Genomic DNA, 20,044 nt, shown 5'->3' on the forward strand with positions numbered 1-20,044 from the left:
CACGCCACATTTGAGTTACGCATCAATAAGTCAGGGCACCCACAGACCAGGGAGCCTCTGAGGTTCCGCCACCCGCACCGCCACGCAAAACGAGGTTGGAAAAACCTCATTGAAACTGCGGGCTGGGGTCAGCGGGCGAGGTAGCCGCCGTCGACGTAGAGCTCGGAACCCGTGGTGAAGGACGCGTCGTCGCTGGCGAGGTAGGCGACGGCCGCCGCGACCTCGGCCGGGCGGCCGAGGCGGCCCAGCGGCGTCACCGCCAGCATCGCCGCCTCCCGGTCGGTGCCGCGGACGCCGTCCAGGATTGCGGTGTCGATGAACCCGGGATGCACCGAGTTCACCCGGATCCCTGCATCGGCCCACTGCAGCGCGGCGTTCTTGGTGAGCAGCCGGACCGCGCCCTTCGCCGCGTGGTAGGCCGGGCTGGTGCCGAAGCCGCCGCTGGAGCCGAAGATCGAACTGATGTTGATCACCGACGCGTGCTCGGAGGCGCGCAGCGCCTCGGCGGCGGCCCGCATGCCCAGGAACACGCTGGTCTGGGTGACCGCGATGGTGCGTTCGTAGCTCTCCGCCGTGGTGTCCTCGATGGTGCCGCGGTCGGCGATCCCGGCGTTGTTGACCAGGATGTCCAGGCCGCCGAACTCCTCGACGGCGGCCCGGACCGCGGCCGTCCACGCGACCTCGTCGGCGACGTCGTGGTGCACGAAAAGCGACCTTCCGCCGTCGTCGCGGATCTCGGCGGCGACGGCGGCCCCGGCCTCGTCCTGGATGTCGGTGACCACGACCGCTGCGCCTTCCGCGGCCAGTCTGAGGGAGGTCTGCAGGCCGATTCCGCCCGCACCGCCGGTGATCAGCGCGACCCTGTCCTGCAACCGCAACATCTCTCCACCCTTCGCTGAACGATCGTTCAACGAAGGGTGGCACGGCGCGGCGGGGCCCGTCACCGGCCGGATGGGCGAGCGCCCGCGGCCTCGGTGATCCGGCCGATGTGGCCGTCCGGCCGCACCAGCACGAGCGTCCCGGCGGCCACGTCGTAGACCCGCCAAGCGTCCACATGGGACCGATCGATCCGGTGGGCGGGCACGTCGGTGCCGGTTTCCGGCGGCTCCGCGCCGAATGCCAGCAGCGTCCAATGCGGGCCCCGGAACTGGTCGAAGAGGCGCACGCCGTCGCCCACGGGCGAATCCGGCGCCCGGTCGCCGGCCTGCACGCGGCCGCGCTCCGCCCGCTCGTCGTGCGCCAGCGGCCCGGTGTGGTAGGAGATGTCCAGCTGCCGGGTCTCCGTCCCGCGGCGGTACGCGTCCTCGTGGCCATCGGTGTGCTTGCGCAGGAGCGCCGTGCTGATCCCGAGCGCCGAGGCGGCGACCGGGCGTGGCGGTGCGGGTGGCGGAGGTTCAGGTGCTTCTCGCTGTGGGGTCCCCGGCATCAGCCAATTCACCACGTCGGGGCTGTCCTCGCGAGAGGTTCCCGAGAATCCGTGGCGGTGTGAGTCGCGAGGGTGGGCTAAGCGGCTGCGCCGCTTCAAAGACAAGACCTCGCGCTACCACCACGACATTCAAACGGCCTCTGCAGCAGCAGAAAGTACGCACGGGCCTTGGGTTGCCGGGGTCAGTCCTTGCCCGCGGAGCCGGCGGACGGGGACTCAATGCGCAGGGCGCGGTCGTCGCTGGAGATCGGCTGGCCGCCGTCCTTGTTCGCCGTGCCCAGCCAGATCAGGCCGTCCGGGCCGAGCGCGGCGGCGGAGAAGCGCCCGTAGGTCTTCTCCATGACCTTCGTCGGCTGGCCTGTGAAGCTGCCGTCCGGCGCCGGGTGCAGCGTGTACAACGCTGCGGCGTCGGTCAGCGCCACCACGACCTGCGCCGGGTCGGCGGCGCACCCCGCCACCCCGGGCCGCTCCGCCCAGGTCCACGCCGGCGCCCCCAGCGGCTCGCCGAGCTGCACCCGGTACAGGGCGTCCTGGCCGCCGCTGCGGTCGGTCACCCAGTACATGCCCAGCGCGGGCGTGCCGCACAGCCCGCCCGGCGAGGTCAGTCCGGCGGCGACCACCGGCGACGTGGGGTTCGGGTTGCCCGCCGCGGGCTTGCCGGAACTGTCGATGCGCAGCACCTTGCCGGCCAGCGACTGCGGATTCGCGGCGTTGGCCGGGCTGCCCGCGTTGCCGGTGGCGATCAGCAGCGAGCCCTGGCCGTCGTCGAGCATCGCCCCCGCGTTGCCCGTCGCCCCCTTCGGGATGCCGGTCAGCACCGGCTTGGGCCGGTCTCCGGCCGCGACCCGGACGACCTGGTTGTCGCTGCGGGTCGTGACGTAGGCGTAGAACAGCTCGTCCTCGTGGTACGTGGGGGAGAGGGCGAGCCCGGTGAGCCCGCCACCGCCGCTCGGATCGACCGGAATGCGGGCCAGTTCAACGGGTTTCGTGCCGCGCTGCACGCGCAGCACCCGTCCGGTGGCGCGCTCGCCGACGAGCGCGGCCTGGCCGCCGGGCAGCACCGCGATCGCGCCAACCGGATCCAGGCAGGTGGCCACCACCGCAGGATCGGGGTCCTCGCACCCGACCGGCGCGTTCGGCTGCTGCGGCGAGCTGCCGGATTCCGGCGGCGGCGAGGACTCGTTCTCGAAGGAGGGCTGGGGGCCGGCCTGCGGCTCCAGCGAGGGCGGGTCGCCCCACGGCCGGGGGTGCTCGTCGGGGAACTGCGCGCAGCCGGCCAGCAGCGTGCCGAGCACGGCGGTCATGCCCAGCAGAAGACGACGCATGCGAAACGAGGCGGCCACGACGTCCGACCCTATCGGCCGACGGGTGAACCCGGGGTGAGACGGTGCTCAACACGCTTCCCGGCTCCGCCCGCGGTGCCGGTCCGCAATTTCAATGGAAATCGGACCTTCGATTTCAATGGAAATTGCGGCAAACGGGTCTCGGGTTCCGGGATGCGGAAGTTCGAGGTTCAGTGGTCGGGGTGTTCGGCGCGGCGGCGCGGGCCCGGCGCCGGGAGGCGCAGGCTGATCCGCCGGACCGGCGGCGGTGGCGGGTCGATGCCGAGCCGGGCGCACTCGACCGCTTCCACCCGGCGCAGCAGCAGGGCCAGCTCCTCGCGCACCACGTCGGGAGCTTCGAACGGGATGAAGTGCGACGTCGCCAGCTGCCGCACCCTCGCCTGCGGCAGCGCCGCGACCGCCCTGGCGGCGCCGGCGAAGTCCGCCAGCACGTCGTGCCGTCCAGTGAGGACGGTCAGCGGGCAGCTCAGCCCCGTCACCTGGGTCCGGGCCGATGCGCTCCACGCGAGGCCCATCGCCAGGTGCCACTGCCAGTCCTGGGGCAGCAGCTGCCGGAGCACCGCCGCGGCGACCTCCCGGTCCACCTCGGGGCGCAGCAGACCGCTGCACCGAACGAGCTGCGCCGCGAGTTCCGTGACCGGCAGCCGGGACGTGATCGACGTCAACAAGCCACCGAAGACCTGCAGCGAGGCGGAGCCGCCCGCGGCGAGCAGCCGCCGGGCGAGCTCCGGCACGCCGAGCGCCCCGAGCAGCGCGTCCGCGGCCGCCGTCGGCGGCCCGGCGAGGAGCATCAGGCCGCGGACCCGGTCCGGGAACCGCCGGGCGAGCTCGACCGCCACCACCGTGCCCGCCGACCAGCCGACGACGGTGCAGTCCTTCACCTCCGCGTCGTCGAGCACGGCCAAAGCGTCGTCCACTTGATCACCGAGTGTGCTCGAATGGTTGTTCTCCGGTGTCCAGCCCAGCATTCGGGCCGACGAATCCACCGGAAGAATTTCGGGCGCGGCACCGAGCTCCGGGCACATCAGGACCGCCTGCGGCGCTGCGGTCACCGGCGTCCAATGCGCGGACGCCCATTCCCGGGGCCGCGCGCCACCTGCGGAAACGTCGAACTCCCGGAACAGCTGATCGGCCATCGAACCATTTTCCCCCAGCCGGGTGTGCGCAGTATCGAACAAATCACGTGTCGGGAAGCTTTTGCCGGAAAGACTCGCACGTTGGGGTGACCATGCCCTAGCCTCGTCCGGCGTGAGCATTCACGACGATCGCCCCGGCGGTGCGGGCGGCTACCCCGACGATCGCAACTACGGCGCGCACGCCCAGCAACCCGGAGCGGGTTCGAAGGGTGCACCGAGTGCCGCGCAAGGCGCACCAAGTGCGCGGAGCACGCAGAGCCTCAGCGCGCAGAAGTACAACTACTACGACGACGATGACGGCTACAGCGACGCCGAAGCCACGTCCATGGTCGACCGCAGCAGCGCGTCGAGCGACTACTACGACGACCTCGGCGGCGACCCGCGCAAGCCCTTCGGCTGGAACGCGGGCACCGACCTCGGTCTGCTGATCCTGCGGCTGGCGCTGGGCGGGATCTTCCTCGCCCACGGCGCGCAGAAGCTCTTCGGCATCCTCGGCGGTCCCGGCCCGGACGGCTTCGCCATGGCACTGGGCAAGATGGGCTTCGAGAACAGCGCCATGCTGGCCCTGATCACCGGCGGCACCGAGCTCGGCGCGGGCGCGCTGCTGGTGCTGGGCCTGTTCACGCCGCTGGCCGCCGCCGGCATCGTCGGCGTGATGGGCAACGCGGTATTCCTCAAGCTCGGCGCCGGGTTCTTCGCCGCCTCCGGTGGTTTCGAGCTGGAGGCGACGCTCGGTGTGCTGGGCCTCGGCCTGATGTTCACCGGCCCCGGCCGGGTGGCGCTGGACTACGGGCGGGTGTGGTTCCGCCGTCCGCTGATCTTCGGGTTCATCGCCCTGATCATCGCGGCGGCCGCGTCCGCAGCGGTCCTGATCCTGTTCCACCGCCCCTGACCGCGGGACGACCCGGAAGCGGGGGCGCGCACGCCGAGTGCACGCCCCCGCTTCGTCTTTCGCGAGGCGCTACCGGATCCGGGTCTGCTCGGCGTGGTAGCCGCCGCCCGGCCAGACCCAGTCCCCGGCGATGGTGTCGCCGTCGGCGCTGAAGTGAGCGCGGTAGTGCGCCGGCGACCCCTTCTCGCCGCCCCAGATGGTGAGCACGTCACCCTCGATTTCGTAGACGTAGTCGAGGGTTTCGCCCTCGTTGCCGTAGAACCGGGACTTGAGGTCGGGGCCGGGTTCCTCGGCGCCGAAGGGCTTCTCCCGGCCGATGATCTCGATCCCGGTCACCCGCCTGCCGCCCTGTTCGAGGTCGATCTCCTGCTTCAGGAAGTGACCGCCCGGCAACCACGAGTAGGTGACGCGGCCGGTGGCCTCGCCGCTCACTTCCCAGGTGCCGACGAGCCGGTCGAGTGAACGGATCCCGTTGTCGGTGTGCTGCGCGGTGTTGTTCTCGGACATGACGATCTCCACAGTTCTTCCGGATTCGGTGTTCTTGCCCGTGTGACGGTTCGGCGGAGAGAAAGGAATCGGCTCAGCCGCGCAGGAATTCGGCTAGCACGGGGGCGAGTTCCTTGGGCGCCATCATCACGGCGCCGAGCCAGGAGACATCGGCGGGCGGCTCGCCCGAACCGGCCAGCGGCGGGACCTGGTAGGGGGCCGCCCGCCGCTTGTTCCGGTCGATCAGGTCGAGGCTGGCGTTCGTCGCGATCTTGTACAACCAGGCGCGGAAAGTCGACCGGCCCTCGTAGGTGTGCCGCCGGTGCCACGCCCGCAGCAGCGTCTCCTGGACGACGTCCTCGGCGTCGTCGTACGAGCCCAGCATCCGATAGCAGTGCACCCGGAGTTCCCGGCGGTAGCGCCCGGCCAACTCGCCGAACGCCCGCTCGTCGCCGGACCGCGCCGCGCTCACCAGCTCGGCAACCTCACCCGAAACCACCGCACCCTCCCAGACCGCCCCAGACGGACCAACAGTACAAAGCGGCGTCCACCCGTTCAGGGCAAAACGAAAGGGGCACCCGGTGACGGGTGCCCCTCGCGTTCCGCAGGTCGATCACTTGTTGACGTCGCGGACCGCTCCGTAGGAGGCGGACGTGGCGAAGCGGGCGTAGGCGCGCAGCGCCGCCGTCACCTTGCGGTCGCGGCCCACCGGCTGCCACGGCTGCTCGCTGGCGTCCATCTTGGCGCGGCGCTCGGCCAGGACCTCTTCGGGGACGAGCAGTTCCAGCTTGCGCTCGCGGACGTCGATCAGGATCTCGTCGCCGTTCTCCACCAGACCGATCACGCCGCCGTTGGCCGCCTCGGGGGAGATGTGACCGATCGACAGGCCCGACGAACCGCCGGAGAACCGGCCGTCGGTGATCAGCGCGCACTTCTTGCCCAGGCCCGAGCCCTTCAGGAAGGCCGTCGGGTGCAGCATCTCCTGCATGCCCGGCCCGCCGGCCGGACCCTCGTAGCGGACCACCAGCACCTCGCCTGGCTGGATCTCCTTGTTCAAGATCACCGACACGGCCTGCTCCTGGCTCTCCACCACGCGCGCCGGCCCCTGGAAGTGCCAGAGCTCCTCGTCGACACCGGCGGTCTTGATCACCGCGCCTTCCTCGGCGAGGTTGCCCTTGAGCACCGCCAGGCCGCCGTCGGCGGTGTAGGCGTGCGCGGCATCGCGGATGCAGCCGTTCGCGGCGTCGGTGTCCAAAGAGGACCAGCGGTTCTCCGTGGAGAACGCCTTCGTGGTGCGCACCCCGCCCGGCGCCGCGTGGAACAGCTCGATGGCCTCCGCCGACGGCGACTCGCCGCGGATGTCCCATTTGGACAGCCATTCGGTCAGGCTCGCGCTGTGCACCGACGAGACGTCGCGGTGCAGCAGGCCCGCCCGGTCGAGCTCGCCCATGATCGCGCTGATGCCGCCGGCCCGGTGCACGTCCTCCATGTGGTAGTCGGAGTTCGGGCTCACCTTCGACAGGCACGGCACCCGGCGGCTGGTCTCCGCGATGTCGTCCAGCGAGAAGTCGATCTCGCCCTCGAGCGCCGCCGCCAGCGTGTGCAGCACCGTGTTCGTGGACCCGCCCATGGCCATGTCCAGCGCCATCGCGTTCTCGAACGCCTTCTTGTTCGCGACCGAGCGCGGCAGCACCGACTCGTCGTCCTCGCCGTAGTAGCGCTTCGCGATGCGCACCACCGTGCGGCCGGCCTCCTCGAACAGGGCGCGGCGCGCGGCGTGGGTCGCCAGCGTGGACCCGTTGCCGGGCAGGGCCAGGCCGAGGGCCTCGGTGAGGCAGTTCATTGAGTTCGCGGTGAACATGCCCGAGCACGAACCGCACGTCGGGCAGGCCGACCGCTCGACCTCGGAGAGCCCCTCCTCGTCCACCGCCGGGCTCGCGGACGCCGAGATCGCCGTGATCAGGTCGGTCGGCGCCTGCGCCACGCCATCCACCACGACCGCCTTGCCGGCCTCCATCGGCCCGCCGGAGACGAACACCGCCGGGATGTTCAGCCGCATCGCGGCGTTGAGCATGCCGGGCGTGATCTTGTCGCAGTTGGAGATGCACACGAGCGCGTCGGCCTGGTGCGCGTTGACCATGTACTCCACCGAGTCGGCGATCAGCTCGCGCGAGGGCAGCGAGTAGAGCATCCCGCTGTGGCCCATCGCGATGCCGTCGTCCACTGCGATGGTGTGGAACTCGCGCGGCACGCCCCCCGCCTCGCGGATGGTGGCGGCGACCACGTCGCCGAGGTCGCGCAGGTGCACGTGGCCGGGCACGAACTGGGTGTAGGAGTTGGCGATCGCCACGATGGGCTTGCCGAAGTCGTCGTCGGTCATGCCGGTGGCACGCCACAGCGAGCGGGCGCCGGCGGCATTCCGCCCGTGTGTCGTAGTGCGGGAACGCAACTGAGGCATATCGAAGGTTTCCAAACTCGTTTTGCGTGGCGGTGCCGGTAGCGGAACCTCAGAAGCCTTCTCGACTCCGGGATCCCCGACTTGCGTATGACCAATACGCGGCGTCGGGGCTGTCCTCGCGAGAAGACTTCTGAGAACCCGCGGCGGTGCAAGTTGCTCAGGCGGGCTAAGCGGCTTCGCCGCTTGCGGCCGCTTTCGGCCTTGCGAGTCGGGCGTCGCGGCGGCGGTCTACCGCCGGAAGTGGCTTCGCCACTTGCCTGACGGCGAGGCGTTGCGAGCCCGCCCCCCGGACCGCGCCTTGTGGGCGCGGGAAGTTGCGGTGCGGCCGACATTACTCCTGCGTGGTCGGGTCGGGCAGCCGCCCACCGCTGATCGCCGCCACTCGCGGCAGGTCGCGCACCCGCACCGCGGGGAGCTGGACCTCCTTGCCGGAGCGCAGCACGGCCTTGAGCCAGCGCTTCTCGTCCAGCCGCAGCGACACCACGTCGTCCCAGCCGAACTTGGTTCGGCCGAACATGGTGCGCGCCACCACCTGCTCGGCGTCGAACGTGGTGCGGGTGCGCAGGATCCACAAGGCCAGCCCGAGCGGGATCAGGTAGATCAGCAGCGCCCAGGTGCCCGCGGTGGTGGCCAGCGGGGTGGCGCAGATGATGACCGCCAGCACGCCCAGCAGCGCCACCGGCGTGATCCGGAACGTCAGGGACTTCGGTCCCTCGGGCTCCGCCGGGGCAGCCTGCTCCGCGTCGGCGGCCTCGGCGGTCCGCTCCTCATCGGAGCGCTCAGCGGCCTGCTCCGCGTCGGAGGACTGGGTGTCGGACGGCTCCGGGGCGGGCTGCTTGGCGTCGGGCTGCTCGGGCTCCTGCGGGGTCTCGCTCACGTCCCGATGGTCTCACCTGCGGTTCCCGGCCCCGTGAGCGGCCGAACGCCGCCGGCGACCCGCCGTCCGCGTGACCGCCGCGACGCGCACGGCCCACGCGTCGCACGTCACATCTCACCGCGCGGACCACCCCGGACGGCATCGCTGAGCTGGGATTATCGTCGCGATCGGGGTCGCGCTGAGCGATCTGAGGCGTCCACGATGCGGGAAGATCGTCCCGCATGGTTTGACGTCGCGGGTCGCTTTGATTAACGTCCTTGCCATGCTGCGACTGCACGACATTCTCGTACTTCCCCGGCGCGTCGACGCCTAGGAAGTTCGCAGCGTCGACGCGCCAACCCTCGTCAGGCCTATTGGGGTCTGCGGGGGTTTTTTCGTGTCCGGTCCAACTCCCGACCCCGAGGCAGACCCGATGACCAGCGCCAATACTCGGCAGAATCCGGTCCCGGCGCCCCCGCCAGGACGCCGTCCCAAGCCCGCGCCGCCCAGCGGTGCTCCAGTGAAGATGACCGGTGCGCAGGCACTGGTGCGCTCGCTGGAGGCCGTCGGCTGCGAGATCGTCTTCGGGATTCCGGGCGGCACGATCCTCCCCTCCTACGACCCGCTCCTCGACTCGAAGAAGGTCCGGCACGTCCTGGTGCGCCACGAGCAGGGCGCCGGGCACGCGGCCACCGGCTATGCGCAGGCCACCGGCAAGGTCGGCGTGTGCATGGCGACGTCCGGCCCGGGGGCGACGAACCTGGTCACCGCGCTCGCCGACGCCAACATGGACTCGGTCCCGATCGTCGCGATCACCGGTCAGCAGAGCACCGGCCTGATCGGCACCGACGCCTTCCAGGAAGCCGACATCTGCGGCATCACGCTGCCGATCACCAAGCACAACTTCCTGGTCACCGATCCCGATGACCTGCCGCGGGTCATCGCCGAGGCGTTCTACATCGCCGCCAGCGGCCGCCCCGGCCCGGTGCTGGTGGACATCCCCAAGGACGTCCAGCAGGCGACCATGTCGTTCTCCTGGCCGCCGGAGATGAAGCTGCCCGGCTACCGGCCGACCAGCAAGCCGCACGGCAAGCAGGTCCGGGAGGCCGCCAAGCTGATCACCGAGGCGCACCGCCCGGTGTTCTACGTCGGCGGCGGGGTCATCAAGGCCGAGGCGCACGCCGAGCTGCGGCAGCTGGCCGAGCGCACCGGCATCCCGGTGGTCACCACGCTGATGGCGCGCGGCGCGTTCCCCGACTCGCACCCGCAGCACATGGGCATGCCCGGCATGCACGGCACGGTCGCCGCGGTCGCCGCGATGCAGCGCGCCGACCTGCTGATCGCGCTGGGCACCCGCTTCGACGACCGGGTCACCGGCCAGCTGTCGTCGTTCGCGCCGGAGGCCAAGGTCGTGCACGCCGACATCGACCCGGCGGAGATCTCCAAGAACCGCTACGCGGACGTGCCGATCGTCGGTGACTGCAAGGAGGTCATCGCCGAGCTGATCGACGCGGTCGCCGCGGCCACCGAGCAGCACGGCACCGCGGACCTGACGACCTGGCGGGAGAACCTCGACGACCTGCGCGAGCGGTTCCCGCTGGGCTACCAGTGGCCGACCGACGGCAGCCTGTCGCCGGAGTACGTCATCGAGCGCCTGGGCAAGCTGGTCGGGCCGGAAGCGATCTACGCCGCCGGCGTCGGCCAGCACCAGATGTGGGCCGCGCAGTTCGTCGGCTACGAGAACCCGCGCACCTGGCTGAACTCCGGTGGCCTCGGGACCATGGGCTACGCGGTGCCCGCCGCGATGGGCGCCAAGGCCGGCGTGCCGGACAAGGCCGTGTGGGCCATCGACGGCGACGGCTGCTTCCAGATGACCAACCAGGAGCTCGCCACCTGCGCGATCGAGGACATCCCCATCAAGGTGGCCGTCATCAACAACGGCAACCTCGGTATGGTCCGTCAGTGGCAGAACCTGTTTTACGCCGAGCGCTACTCACACAGTGACCTCGGCACCCACAAGCACCGCATCCCGGACTTCAAACTGCTGGCCGAGGCCTACGGCTGCGCGGGCCTGCGGTGCGAGTCCAAAGAGGACGTCGACAGCGTCATCCAGCGGGCGATGGAGATCAACGACCGACCCGTCGTGATCGACTTCGTGGTGGGCAAGGACGCCCAGGTGTGGCCGATGGTGGCCGCGGGCACCGGAAACGACGAGATCATGGCGGCGCGCGGCATCCGCCCGCTGTTCGAGGAGGACGAATGAGCAGCCCTATGTCAACTCTGATGCTGCTCAACCGCACCTCAGGGGACCGTGATGCGAGCCAGCCACGAGAAACCTCGAAACGAGCGATCGAGCTGGACGCAACCACAACTGCAAATCTCGGAGAGGCGGGACTGCGCCCATGACCCGACACACGCTGAGCGTGCTGGTGGAGAACGTCCCCGGGGTGCTGGCCCGGGTGTCCGGCCTGTTCTCCCGGCGCAGCTTCAACATCGAGTCCCTCGCGGTCGGCCCGACCGAGCACTCGGAGATCTCCCGGATGACGATCGTGGTCGCCGTCTCCGACCAGCCGCTCGAGCAGGTCACCAAGCAGCTCAACAAGCTGGTCAACGTGATCAAGATCGTGGAGCTGGAGACCGATGCCGCGGTGCAGCGGGAGCTGCTGCTGGTCAAGGTCCGCGCCGACGCGTCGGTGCGCAGCCAGGTGCTGGAGACGGTGCAGCTGTTCCGCGCGAAAGTGGTGGACGTCTCGCCGGAGGCGCTGACCATCGAGGCCACCGGTACCGCCGATAAGCTCGACGCGCTGCTGCGAATGCTGGAACCTTACGGCGTTCGCGAGATGGTGCAGTCGGGAACGATCGCGATCGGGCGTGGCCCGCGTTCCATCACGGCCACTGCAGTGCGCTGATCCGGCGCCCCCGCCACAGGGCCGAAAACCGAAGAACCTGTCGCCGAATTCGTCCGCGGAGCCGTCCTGGCGGGTACCCCGGGCGAAAGACCACCGCATTCGGCGGCGGGTACGAAGAAGTCCCGAAAGGAAACGCTGAATCACCATGGCAGTTGAAATCTTCTACGACGCGGACGCCGACCTGGGCATCGTCCAGGGTCGCAAGGTCGCGGTCATCGGCTACGGCAGCCAGGGCCACGCCCACGCCCTGAGCCTGCGGGACTCGGGTGTCGACGTCCGGGTCGGCCTCCCGGAGGGCTCCAAGTCGCGCGCCAAGGCGGAGGAGGAGGGCCTGCGGGTGCTCACCCCGGCCGAGGCCGCCGCGGAAGCCGACCTGATCATGATCCTCGCGCCCGACACCAAGCAGCGCGAGATCTACGCCAACGACATCGCGCCGAACCTGAAGCAGGGCGACGCGCTGTTCTTCGGCCACGGCTTCAACATCCGCTACGGCCTGATCCAGCCGCCGGCGGACGTCGACGTCGCGATGGTCGCCCCGAAGGGCCCGGGCCACCTGGTGCGCCGCCAGTTCGTCGACGGCAAGGGCGTGCCCTGCCTGATCGCGGTCGAGCAGGACGCCTCCGGCAACGCCCAGGCGCTGGCGCTGTCCTACGCCGCCGCCATCGGTGGCGCGCGGGCCGGCGTCATCAAGACCACCTTCAAGGAGGAGACCGAGACCGACCTGTTCGGTGAGCAGGCGGTCCTCTGCGGTGGCGCGAGCGCCCTGGTGCAGACCGGCTTCGAGGTGCTGGTCGAGGCCGGCTACCAGCCGGAGATCGCCTACTTCGAGGTCCTGCACGAGCTCAAGCTGATCGTGGACCTGATGTGGGAGGGCGGCATCGCCGGCCAGCGGTACTCGATCAGCGACACCGCCGAGTACGGCGACCTCAGCCGCGGCCCGCGGGTGATCGACGCCCACGTCAAGGAGTCGATGCGCAAGATCCTGAGCGAGGTCCAGGACGGCACCTTCGCCAAGGAGTGGGTGGCCGAGGACGAGGCCGGGCGCCCGAACTTCACCAAGCTGCAGGCCGAGGGCAACGCCCACCAGATCGAAGAGGTCGGCAAGAAGCTGCGTTCGCTGATGTCCTGGACCAACAAGTAAGGACCCGCGATCCTCGGCGGCGCGCCGACCGCGCGTCCGGCCGATGGGAAAAGGCCCGGTGAGCCCCACGAGGGATCACCGGGCCTCGGCCTTCCCGGTAGGTTCCCGGACTGGCTTTCCTCATTGCCAAAGGGGGAAACCGGTCGCTGCGGGTGAGGGATAAGGTACGCATCGTGAGTGCAGACAACGAGATCGTCGACAACAAGGCGCACATCCGGCACAAGCTCGACTTCGCCGACGCGGAGTGGATCACCAGCACGGACGACCCGGACGAGCCGGGCGTCGAGATCGCCTTCGTGGACGGCTACATCGGCATGCGCAACGGAGCCGAACCGGAGGGCCCGGTCCTGGTCTTCACTCCCGAGGAGTGGGACGCGTTCGTCGCCGGAGCCAAGGACGGCGAGTTCGACGAGCCGTGATCCGAGCACGGAGCGTCTCGCGCGGCAGCTACGTTGCGCGGGTGGTTCCGCGAGTGCTTCGGGGCGCGAGAGCACCCCGAAACGCGCACGGGCAGGTGCGCGCGGTAGCCGTGCCTTCGGGCAACCGGCGGCCCGGCAGCCGCATGGGTGACAACGCGTCCCCGCGGCGTTGCGCGTTGTGTCCGCAGCCTGGTTGATCTGCGACAATGCCGAAGAATCGGGTTTAACGGGCGGGGGATTCCGGGCCGGTGATCCGGGCAACACCCTTGTGAACGCTTTCTCAAACTCCCGTTAAACTTCGACCCCGTCCGGGCACATCGCCGTGCCGACCGTGATCTTCAAAAATGGAGTTCGCCCGTGACCAACGCAAGCCGTCCTGTCGTCCTGATCGCCGAGAAGCTGGCACCGTCCGTGATCGACGCCCTCGGGGACGAGGTCGAGATCCGCAACGTGGACGGCACCGACCGGCCGGCGTTGCTCGACGCCGTCGCCGACGCCGATGCGCTGCTGGTCCGCTCCGCCACCAAGGTCGACGCCGAGGTGCTGTCGGCGGCGAAGAAGCTCAAGGTCGTCGCCCGCGCCGGGGTCGGCCTGGACAACGTCGAGGTACCCGCCGCCACCGAGCGCGGCGTGATGGTGGTCAACGCCCCCACCTCCAACATCGTCTCGGCCGCAGAGCACGCGATGGCGCTGCTGCTCGCGGTGGCGCGCAATGTCGCGCAGGCCGACGCCAGCCTCAAGAACGGCGAGTGGAAGCGCAGCTCCTACACCGGCGTCGAGCTCAACGGCAAGACCGTCGGCGTGGTCGGCCTGGGCAAGATCGGCCAGCTGTTCGCGCAGCGCGTCGCCGCCTTCGGTACCAAGCTGATCGCCTACGACCCCTACGTGTCGGCGGGCCGCGCCGCGCAGCTGGGCATCGAGCTGGTCACGCTCGACGAGCTGCTGGCCCGCGCCGACGCGATCTCCATCCACCTGCCCAAGACCGCCGAGACGCTCGGCCTCATCGGCGCCGAGGAGCTGAAGAAGGCCAAGCCGGGCCTCCTGGTCGTCAACGCCGCCCGCGGCGGCCTGATCGACGAGGACGCGCTGGTCGACGCGCTGCGCAACGGCCAGATCGGCGGCGCGGGCATCGACGTCTTCAAGACCGAGCCGACCACCGAGAGCCCGCTGTTCGAGCTGTCCAACGTGGTCGTCACCCCGCACCTGGGCGCGTCCACCGTGGAGGCGCAGGACCGCGCGGGCACCGACGTGGCCCGCTCGGTGCGGCTGGCGCTGCGCGGCGACTTCGTGCCGGACGCCGTCAACGTGCAGGGCGGCGTGGTCGGCGAGGAGGTCCGCCCGTACCTGTCGCTGACCCAGAAGCTGGGCCAGGTGCTGGCCGCGCTGGTCGGCAGCACGCCGAGCTCGGTGACCATCGAGGCCCGCGGCGAGCTGGCCGACGAGGACGTCTCGGTGCTGCAGCTGGCGGCGCTGCGCGGCGTTTTCGCCGGCGCCGTGGAGAACCAGGTGACCTTCGTCAACGCGCCGCAGCTGGCCGAGGACCTGGGCGTGCAGGTGGAGGTCAAGACCTCCTCGGAGAGCCCGAACCACCGCAGCGTGGTGTCGGTGCGCGCGGGCCTGCCGGACGGCCGCACCGCCGTGGTCTCGGGCGCGCTGTCCGGGTCGAACCAGGTGGAGAAGCTGGTCGAGGTCAACGGCCGGCACTTCGACCTGCGGGCCGAGGGCAACGTGCTGCTGCTGGAGTACCCGGACCGGCCGGGCGTGATGGGCCGGGTCGGCACCCTGCTCGGTGAGGTCGGCGTGAACATCGAGGCGGCGATGGTCAGCCAGACCACGGAGCGCTCGGACGCGATCATGCTGCTGCGCGTGGACCGTCCGGTCGAGCCGGGCGTGCTGGAGCCGATCGGCGCCGCGGTCGGTGCGCGCATCGTGCGCACCGTCAGCTTCGAGTAACTCGGACGAGTGACCCGGGGGCCGTTCCACGATGTGGGACGGCCCCCATGTCGTACCAGGGACCGATGGTCATCTCACTCCAATGGGTGTCCCACACTCCGGGACATATCATCCACTTGGTGGGCCCGGCATGCCGCTGCCCGCAGTCGTGCCGGTAGCCTTCGGCTCAACAGTTCGAGCCCCGCGGGTCGGGGTGGTTCTCGGGAGGTGTGTAGATGCGGCTCGCTGTGATCCCCGGCGACGGGATCGGGCCGGAGGTTATTGCCGAGGCACTCAAGGTCCTCGGTGAGGTGGTGCCGGATACCGAGATCACTCGTTACGACCTGGGAGCGGCGCGCTGGCACGCGACCGGGGAGCTGCTGCCCGAGTCCGTGCTGGGTGAACTCCGCCAGCACGACGCGATCCTGCTCGGCGCCGTCGGCGACCCGACGGTGCCCAGCGGCATCCTGGAGCGCGGCCTGCTGCTGCGGCTGCGCTTCGAGCTAGACCACCACGTGAACCTGCGGCCGGCCCGGCTCTACCCGGGTGTGAAGAGCCCGGTGGCCGATCCCGGCGAGATCGACATGGTCGTGGTCCGCGAGGGCACCGAGGGTCCGTACGTGGGCAACGGTGGTCTGCTCCGCAAGGACACCACGCACGAGATCGCGACCGAGGTCAGCATCAACACCGCGTTCGGCGTGGAGCGGGTGGTGCGCGACGCGTTCGCCCGCGCCGCCTCCCGGCCGCGCAGGCACCTGACGCTGGTGCACAAGACCAACGTGCTCACCCACGCCGGATCCTTGTGGTCGCGCGTGGTGGAAGAGGTCTCGCTGCAGTACCCGGACGTCACCGTGGCCTACCAGCACGTGGACGCCACCACGATCCACCTGGTCACCGACCCGTCCCGGTTCGACGTGATCGTCACCGACAACCTCTTCGGCGACATCATCACCGACCTGGCCGGCGCCATCACCGGTGGCATCGGCCTGGCGGCCAGCGGCAACATCGACGCCACCCGCCGCAACCCGAGCATGTTCGAGCCGGTGCACGGCAGCGCGCCGGACATCGCCGGGCAGGGCGTGGCGGACCCGACCGCGGCGGTGCTGTCGGTCGCGATGCTGCTCGACCACGTCGGCCTGACCGAGGCCGCCAGGCGGGTCGAGGCGTCGGTGGCGTTCGACCTGGCCACCCGCGACCACTCGGCGCCGGGCGCGACCTTCGCGATCGGCGACCGCCTCGCGGCGCTGGTCTCCTCCCGCGAGGTCGCTCCGCAGTCCTGATCTCGTTCATCGCGTTGAGGGCGTCCCGGGTGGGGCGCCCTCTTCGTTGCCCCCATGTGCAACCCACGAGTTGCACATGGGGCGATGGAGTGCAACCCTGGGGTTGCACAACCGTGGATTGGAGTGGGCATGGTTCCCGACCGGATCGAACGCGAGATCGTCATCGAGGCGCCTGCGGAGCAGGTGTGGGCGGCGCTGCTGGAACCCGAGTTCTGGCTCGGCGAGGCGGATCCGACCGGCGTCGAGGTCGGCGAGGGCAGCCGGCTGGTCTCGGAGCACGCCGAGTACGGCAACTTCCCGCAGCTGATCGAGAAGCTGGAACCCCACCGCTACCTCGCCTACCGCTGGGCGAGCGCCTTCCCCGGCGAGGACCCCGCGGCGGGCAACTCGACGCTGGTCGAGTTCACCCTGACCGAAGAGGGCGGAACGACCCGGCTGCGCGTGGTCGAGAGCGGGTTCGCCACGCTCGCCGCATCGGAGGAGACGCGGCGCGGCGCGGTCGACGACAACACCGGCGGCTGGGAGCAGGTGCTGGACGAGGTCAAGCAGAAGGTGGAGAAGCAGCAGGCGTGACGGAGCACGGTGACGTCGACGAGGTGCTGGCGGCGCTGGCCGACCCGACCAGGCGGCAGCTCGTGGACCTGCTCGGCGAGCGCGGTGAGGCCAGCGCGACGGCGCTGGCCGCCGCGGTGCCGGTGTCGCGGCAGGCGGTCGTCAAGCACCTGGCGGTGCTGGAGAACGCGCGCCTGGTGACCTCGACCCGGGTGGGGCGGGAGGTCCGCTTTGCGATCCGGCCGGAGCCGCTGGCGGCGACGGCGCGCTGGCTGGCGTCCCGCGCCGCCCGGTGGGACCGGCGGCTGGCGGCGATCAAGCGCCGCGCCGAATCCGGGCAGTAGGCCGATTCCCTTCCGGATGGTGGGAAGGCGCGGTCACCTGGTGGTCCGGTGCCGGGTTGTGGCAGCATGGGTGCGTGGCTTTCCGCAGTGTGATCATTATTGGCAAGCGCGCCGGGTAGACGACTCCGCACCCCGGCGCGCTGACCTCTCGCATTCTGCGGGGGGTCTTTTTTGTTGCCTGCGCTGCCGCTCCACCCCATCTCCGACGCCGACGGGAGAAATCCAGTGACCCGCACCAACCCGGCCGGAACGCCGCTGGGCGACGACTTCCACGTCTACGACACGACCCTGCGGGACGGCGCGCAGCGCGAGGGCATTTCCTACTCCGTCACCGACAAGCTCGCCGTCGCGCGGCTGCTGGATTCGCTGGGCGTCGGCTTCATCGAAGGCGGCTGGCCCGGCGCGCTGCCCAAGGACACGGAGTTCTTCCACCGCGCCGCCGAAGGCGAACTCGAACTCCGGCACGCCGCCCTCGTCGCCTTCGGCTCCACCCGGCGAGCCGGGACCAAAGTGGACGAAGATCCGCAGGTGCGGGCGCTGCTGGAGTCGCGCGCCCCGGTGGTGACCCTGGTGGCCAAATCGGACCGACGGCACATCGAGCGGGCGCTGCGCACCGATGTGGCGGAGAACTGCGCGATGGTCGCCGACACGGTGCGCTACCTGGTGGGGGAGGGGCGCCGGGTGTTCCTCGACGCCGAGCACTTCTTCGACGGCTACGCCTTCGATCCGGACACCTCGCTGCGCGTGCTGGACGCCGCCGCCGGCGCGGGCGCCGACGTCGTCGTGCTGTGCGACACCAACGGCGGGCAGCTGCCGCTGCAACTGGCCGAGACCGTCCGCGAAGTCGTGTCGCGCACGGGATTCCGCGTCGGCATCCACTGCCAGGACGACACCGGCTGCGCGGTGGCCAACAGCGTCGCCGCCGTGCAGGCCGGCGCGACCCACGTGCAGTGCACCGCCAACGGCTACGGGGAGCGGGCGGGCAACGCGGATCTGTTCGCCGTGATCGGCAATCTCGCCGCGAAACTGGAGATGCCGGTGTTGCCGGCGGGAAAGCTGCGCGAGCTGACCAGGGTTTCGCACGCGCTGGCCGAGATCGCCAACCTCGCGCCGGACACGCACCAGGCCTACGTCGGCCAGTCGACCTTCGCGCACAAGGCGGGGCTGCACGCGAGCGCGATCAAAGTGGACCCCGAGCTGTACAACCACATCGATCCGGCGCTGGTGGGCAACGGGATGCGGGTGCTGGTCACCGAGATGGCCGGGCGCGCCAGCCTGGAGCTCAAGGGCGCCGAGCTCGGCCTCGACCTCGCGGAGTCGCCGGCCGCCGTCACCGGCGCGGTGCGCCGGGTGAAGGAACTGGAAGCGCGCGGCTGGTCCTTCGAAGCGGCCGACGCGTCGCTGGAACTGCTGCTGCGCGGCGAAATGGCCGCCGTGGCCGATGGCGATCCGGTCGAGGCGCCGTTCGAGCTGGAGTCCTATCGCGTCGTGCTCGACCACCGATCGGACGGCGAGATGGTTTCCGAAGCGACGGTCAAGGTGCACGTCGCGGGGGAGCGCGTGATCGCCACCGCCGAAGGGAACGGGCCCGTCAACGCTCTCGACGCGGCGCTGCGCAAGGCACTGGTCCCGCACCTGCCCTGGCTGGAATCCGTTGAGCTGGCCGACTACAAGGTGCGCATCCTCATCGACGCGCCAGGCACCGACGCGGTCACCCGCGTGCTCGTGGAATCCCGCGACGGCGAGGAGGAGTGGACCACGGTGGGCGTGCACGGCAACATCGTCGAGGCGAGCTGGCTCGCGCTCTGCGACGCGCTGGTGTACAAGGCCCTGCGGCGCAACGCGATCAGCGCCCGCTGAGCCGGGAAGCGGCGAGATAGGTCCGGCCGTCCTCGTCGGATCGCAGTTTCAATTGAAACTGCGATCCGACGAGGACGGACCGCGGCAGGTCAGGGCGTGCGTGTCCAAGTATGTTGGTCATGGGTGCCATCCACCCCAGTCCACTTTCGATTCCGGAGGTTCGTCTTGCGCTTGGCACGTGTCGCCCACTCCGACGGGGTGTCCTTCGTCGCACTGGAGCCGGATCCGGCCGCACCGCAGGAGAAGGTGCTCGCGGTCGAGATCGACCAGCACCCGTTCGGCGACCCGACGTTCACCGGTCGCAAGTGGCCGATGGCCGATGTCCGGCTGCTGGCCCCGATCCTGCCCACCAAGGTCATCTGCGTGGGCAAGAACTACGCCGAGCACGCCCGCGAGATGGGCTCGGAACCGCCGGAGAACCCGGTGATCTTCATGAAGCCGTCGACCACGGTGATCGGCCCCAACGCCGCCATCAAGCTGCCGCCGAACTCCGAGCGGGTGGACTTCGAGGGCGAACTCGCCGCCGTCGTCGGGCAGCCGTGCAAGGACGTGCCGGAGGCGCGGGGCACCGAAGTACTGCTGGGCTACACGATCGCCAACGACGTGACCGCGCGCGACCAGCAGCAGGCCGACGGGCAGTGGACGCGGGCCAAGGGCTACGACACGTTCTGCCCGCTGGGCCCGTGGATCGACACCTCGGTGAGCCCGGCGGACCTGGCGATCCGCACCGAACTGGACGGCGAGCTCAAGCAGAACTCGCGGACGTCGCTGCAGATCCACGACATCGCGGCGCTCGTGTCGTGGATCTCGCGGGTGATGACGCTGCTGCCGGGAGACGTGATCCTCACCGGAACCCCGGCGGGCGTGGGCCCGATGCAGGCGGGCCAGAAGGTCTCGGTCTCCATCGACGGCCTGGGCACCCTGACCAACCCGGTCCAGCAGGGCTGACGCCGGACCCCCAGGATCCGCAATTTCCCTTGAAATCGAAGGTTCGATTTCAATGGAAATTG

At 70.2% G+C, this 20,044-nt stretch carries 19 protein-coding genes; 11 read left to right on the forward strand and 8 right to left on the reverse strand.

Going from position 1 to position 20,044, the window contains the following annotated elements:
* Positions 1-128: 128 nt before the first annotated feature.
* From AC07FN_RS28795 to AC07FN_RS28810, 4 genes are all read right to left on the reverse strand, one after another.
* A complete protein-coding gene (locus AC07FN_RS28795) occupies positions 129-881 on the reverse strand; it encodes an SDR family NAD(P)-dependent oxidoreductase (protein ID WP_478398432.1) in 753 nt (250 codons plus the stop codon).
* Positions 882-940: 59 nt separating this feature from the next.
* Complete coding sequence (locus AC07FN_RS28800) at positions 941-1,426, reverse strand: hypothetical protein (RefSeq protein ID WP_478398433.1); 486 nt, start codon at positions 1,424-1,426, stop codon at positions 941-943.
* 182 nt (positions 1,427-1,608) lie between these two features.
* Positions 1,609-2,751, reverse strand: coding sequence for a PQQ-dependent sugar dehydrogenase (locus AC07FN_RS28805; protein WP_478398434.1), 1,143 nt, complete (start codon positions 2,749-2,751; stop codon positions 1,609-1,611).
* 188 nt (positions 2,752-2,939) lie between these two features.
* Positions 2,940-3,905: an alpha/beta fold hydrolase gene (locus AC07FN_RS28810; protein ID WP_478398435.1), complete on the reverse strand. Its 966-nt coding sequence runs from the start codon at positions 3,903-3,905 to the stop codon at positions 2,940-2,942.
* A 112-nt stretch (positions 3,906-4,017) separates the two neighbouring features.
* Between AC07FN_RS28810 and AC07FN_RS28815 the strand changes: the two genes are divergently transcribed.
* Entirely contained in the window at positions 4,018-4,797 is a 780-nt protein-coding gene (locus AC07FN_RS28815; RefSeq protein ID WP_478398436.1) for a DoxX family protein, read from the forward strand.
* 69 nt (positions 4,798-4,866) lie between these two features.
* Here AC07FN_RS28815 and AC07FN_RS28820 read toward each other — a convergent pair whose 3' ends face one another.
* From AC07FN_RS28820 to AC07FN_RS28835, 4 genes are all read right to left on the reverse strand, one after another.
* Positions 4,867-5,304, reverse strand: coding sequence for a hypothetical protein (locus AC07FN_RS28820; protein WP_478398437.1), 438 nt, complete (start codon positions 5,302-5,304; stop codon positions 4,867-4,869).
* 73 nt (positions 5,305-5,377) lie between these two features.
* The gene (locus AC07FN_RS28825; protein WP_478398438.1) at positions 5,378-5,782 is read right to left on the reverse strand and encodes a sigma-70 family RNA polymerase sigma factor; all 405 of its coding nucleotides are present in this window, start codon (positions 5,780-5,782) and stop codon (positions 5,378-5,380) included.
* 114 nt (positions 5,783-5,896) lie between these two features.
* A complete protein-coding gene (gene ilvD / locus AC07FN_RS28830; protein WP_478398439.1) occupies positions 5,897-7,741 on the reverse strand; it encodes a dihydroxy-acid dehydratase in 1,845 nt (614 codons plus the stop codon).
* A gap of 331 nt (positions 7,742-8,072) precedes the next feature.
* Positions 8,073-8,618, reverse strand: a complete 546-nt coding sequence (locus AC07FN_RS28835; protein WP_478398440.1) for a PH domain-containing protein — start codon at positions 8,616-8,618, stop codon at positions 8,073-8,075.
* Positions 8,619-9,117: 499 nt separating this feature from the next.
* On the opposite strand from AC07FN_RS28835, the gene AC07FN_RS28840 reads away from it, so the two are divergent.
* From AC07FN_RS28840 to AC07FN_RS28885, 10 genes are all read left to right on the forward strand, one after another.
* The gene (locus tag AC07FN_RS28840) at positions 9,118-10,860 is read left to right on the forward strand and encodes an acetolactate synthase large subunit (protein ID WP_478398441.1); all 1,743 of its coding nucleotides are present in this window, start codon (positions 9,118-9,120) and stop codon (positions 10,858-10,860) included.
* 139 nt (positions 10,861-10,999) lie between these two features.
* On the forward strand, positions 11,000-11,506 hold the full coding sequence (gene ilvN / locus AC07FN_RS28845; protein WP_478398442.1) for an acetolactate synthase small subunit: 507 nt from the start codon (positions 11,000-11,002) through the stop codon (positions 11,504-11,506).
* A gap of 145 nt (positions 11,507-11,651) precedes the next feature.
* Positions 11,652-12,647, forward strand: coding sequence for a ketol-acid reductoisomerase (ilvC, locus tag AC07FN_RS28850; protein WP_132484696.1), 996 nt, complete (start codon positions 11,652-11,654; stop codon positions 12,645-12,647).
* A 173-nt stretch (positions 12,648-12,820) separates the two neighbouring features.
* Positions 12,821-13,066 carry a DUF397 domain-containing protein gene (locus tag AC07FN_RS28855; RefSeq protein ID WP_452617572.1) on the forward strand — a complete coding sequence of 82 codons (246 nt, stop codon included), beginning with the start codon at positions 12,821-12,823 and terminating at the stop codon, positions 13,064-13,066.
* Positions 13,067-13,423: 357 nt separating this feature from the next.
* Complete coding sequence (serA, locus tag AC07FN_RS28860) at positions 13,424-15,019, forward strand: phosphoglycerate dehydrogenase (protein WP_358575678.1); 1,596 nt, start codon at positions 13,424-13,426, stop codon at positions 15,017-15,019.
* Positions 15,020-15,234: 215 nt separating this feature from the next.
* Positions 15,235-16,278 carry a 3-isopropylmalate dehydrogenase gene (locus AC07FN_RS28865; protein ID WP_478398443.1) on the forward strand — a complete coding sequence of 348 codons (1,044 nt, stop codon included), beginning with the start codon at positions 15,235-15,237 and terminating at the stop codon, positions 16,276-16,278.
* Between the two features lie 129 nt (positions 16,279-16,407).
* Positions 16,408-16,851: an SRPBCC domain-containing protein gene (locus AC07FN_RS28870; RefSeq protein WP_478398444.1), complete on the forward strand. Its 444-nt coding sequence runs from the start codon at positions 16,408-16,410 to the stop codon at positions 16,849-16,851.
* Positions 16,848-17,174, forward strand: a complete 327-nt coding sequence (locus AC07FN_RS28875; RefSeq protein WP_478398445.1) for an ArsR/SmtB family transcription factor — start codon at positions 16,848-16,850, stop codon at positions 17,172-17,174. The genes AC07FN_RS28870 and AC07FN_RS28875 overlap by 4 nt, the downstream gene beginning before the upstream one ends.
* A 225-nt stretch (positions 17,175-17,399) precedes the next feature.
* The gene (gene cimA / locus AC07FN_RS28880; RefSeq protein ID WP_478398446.1) at positions 17,400-19,034 is read left to right on the forward strand and encodes a citramalate synthase; all 1,635 of its coding nucleotides are present in this window, start codon (positions 17,400-17,402) and stop codon (positions 19,032-19,034) included.
* A 165-nt stretch (positions 19,035-19,199) separates the two neighbouring features.
* On the forward strand, positions 19,200-19,982 hold the full coding sequence (locus AC07FN_RS28885) for a fumarylacetoacetate hydrolase family protein (RefSeq protein WP_452637583.1): 783 nt from the start codon (positions 19,200-19,202) through the stop codon (positions 19,980-19,982).
* Positions 19,983-20,044: the final 62 nt, after the last annotated feature.

It is taken from the genome of Saccharopolyspora sp. NPDC045941, assembly GCF_056431445.1.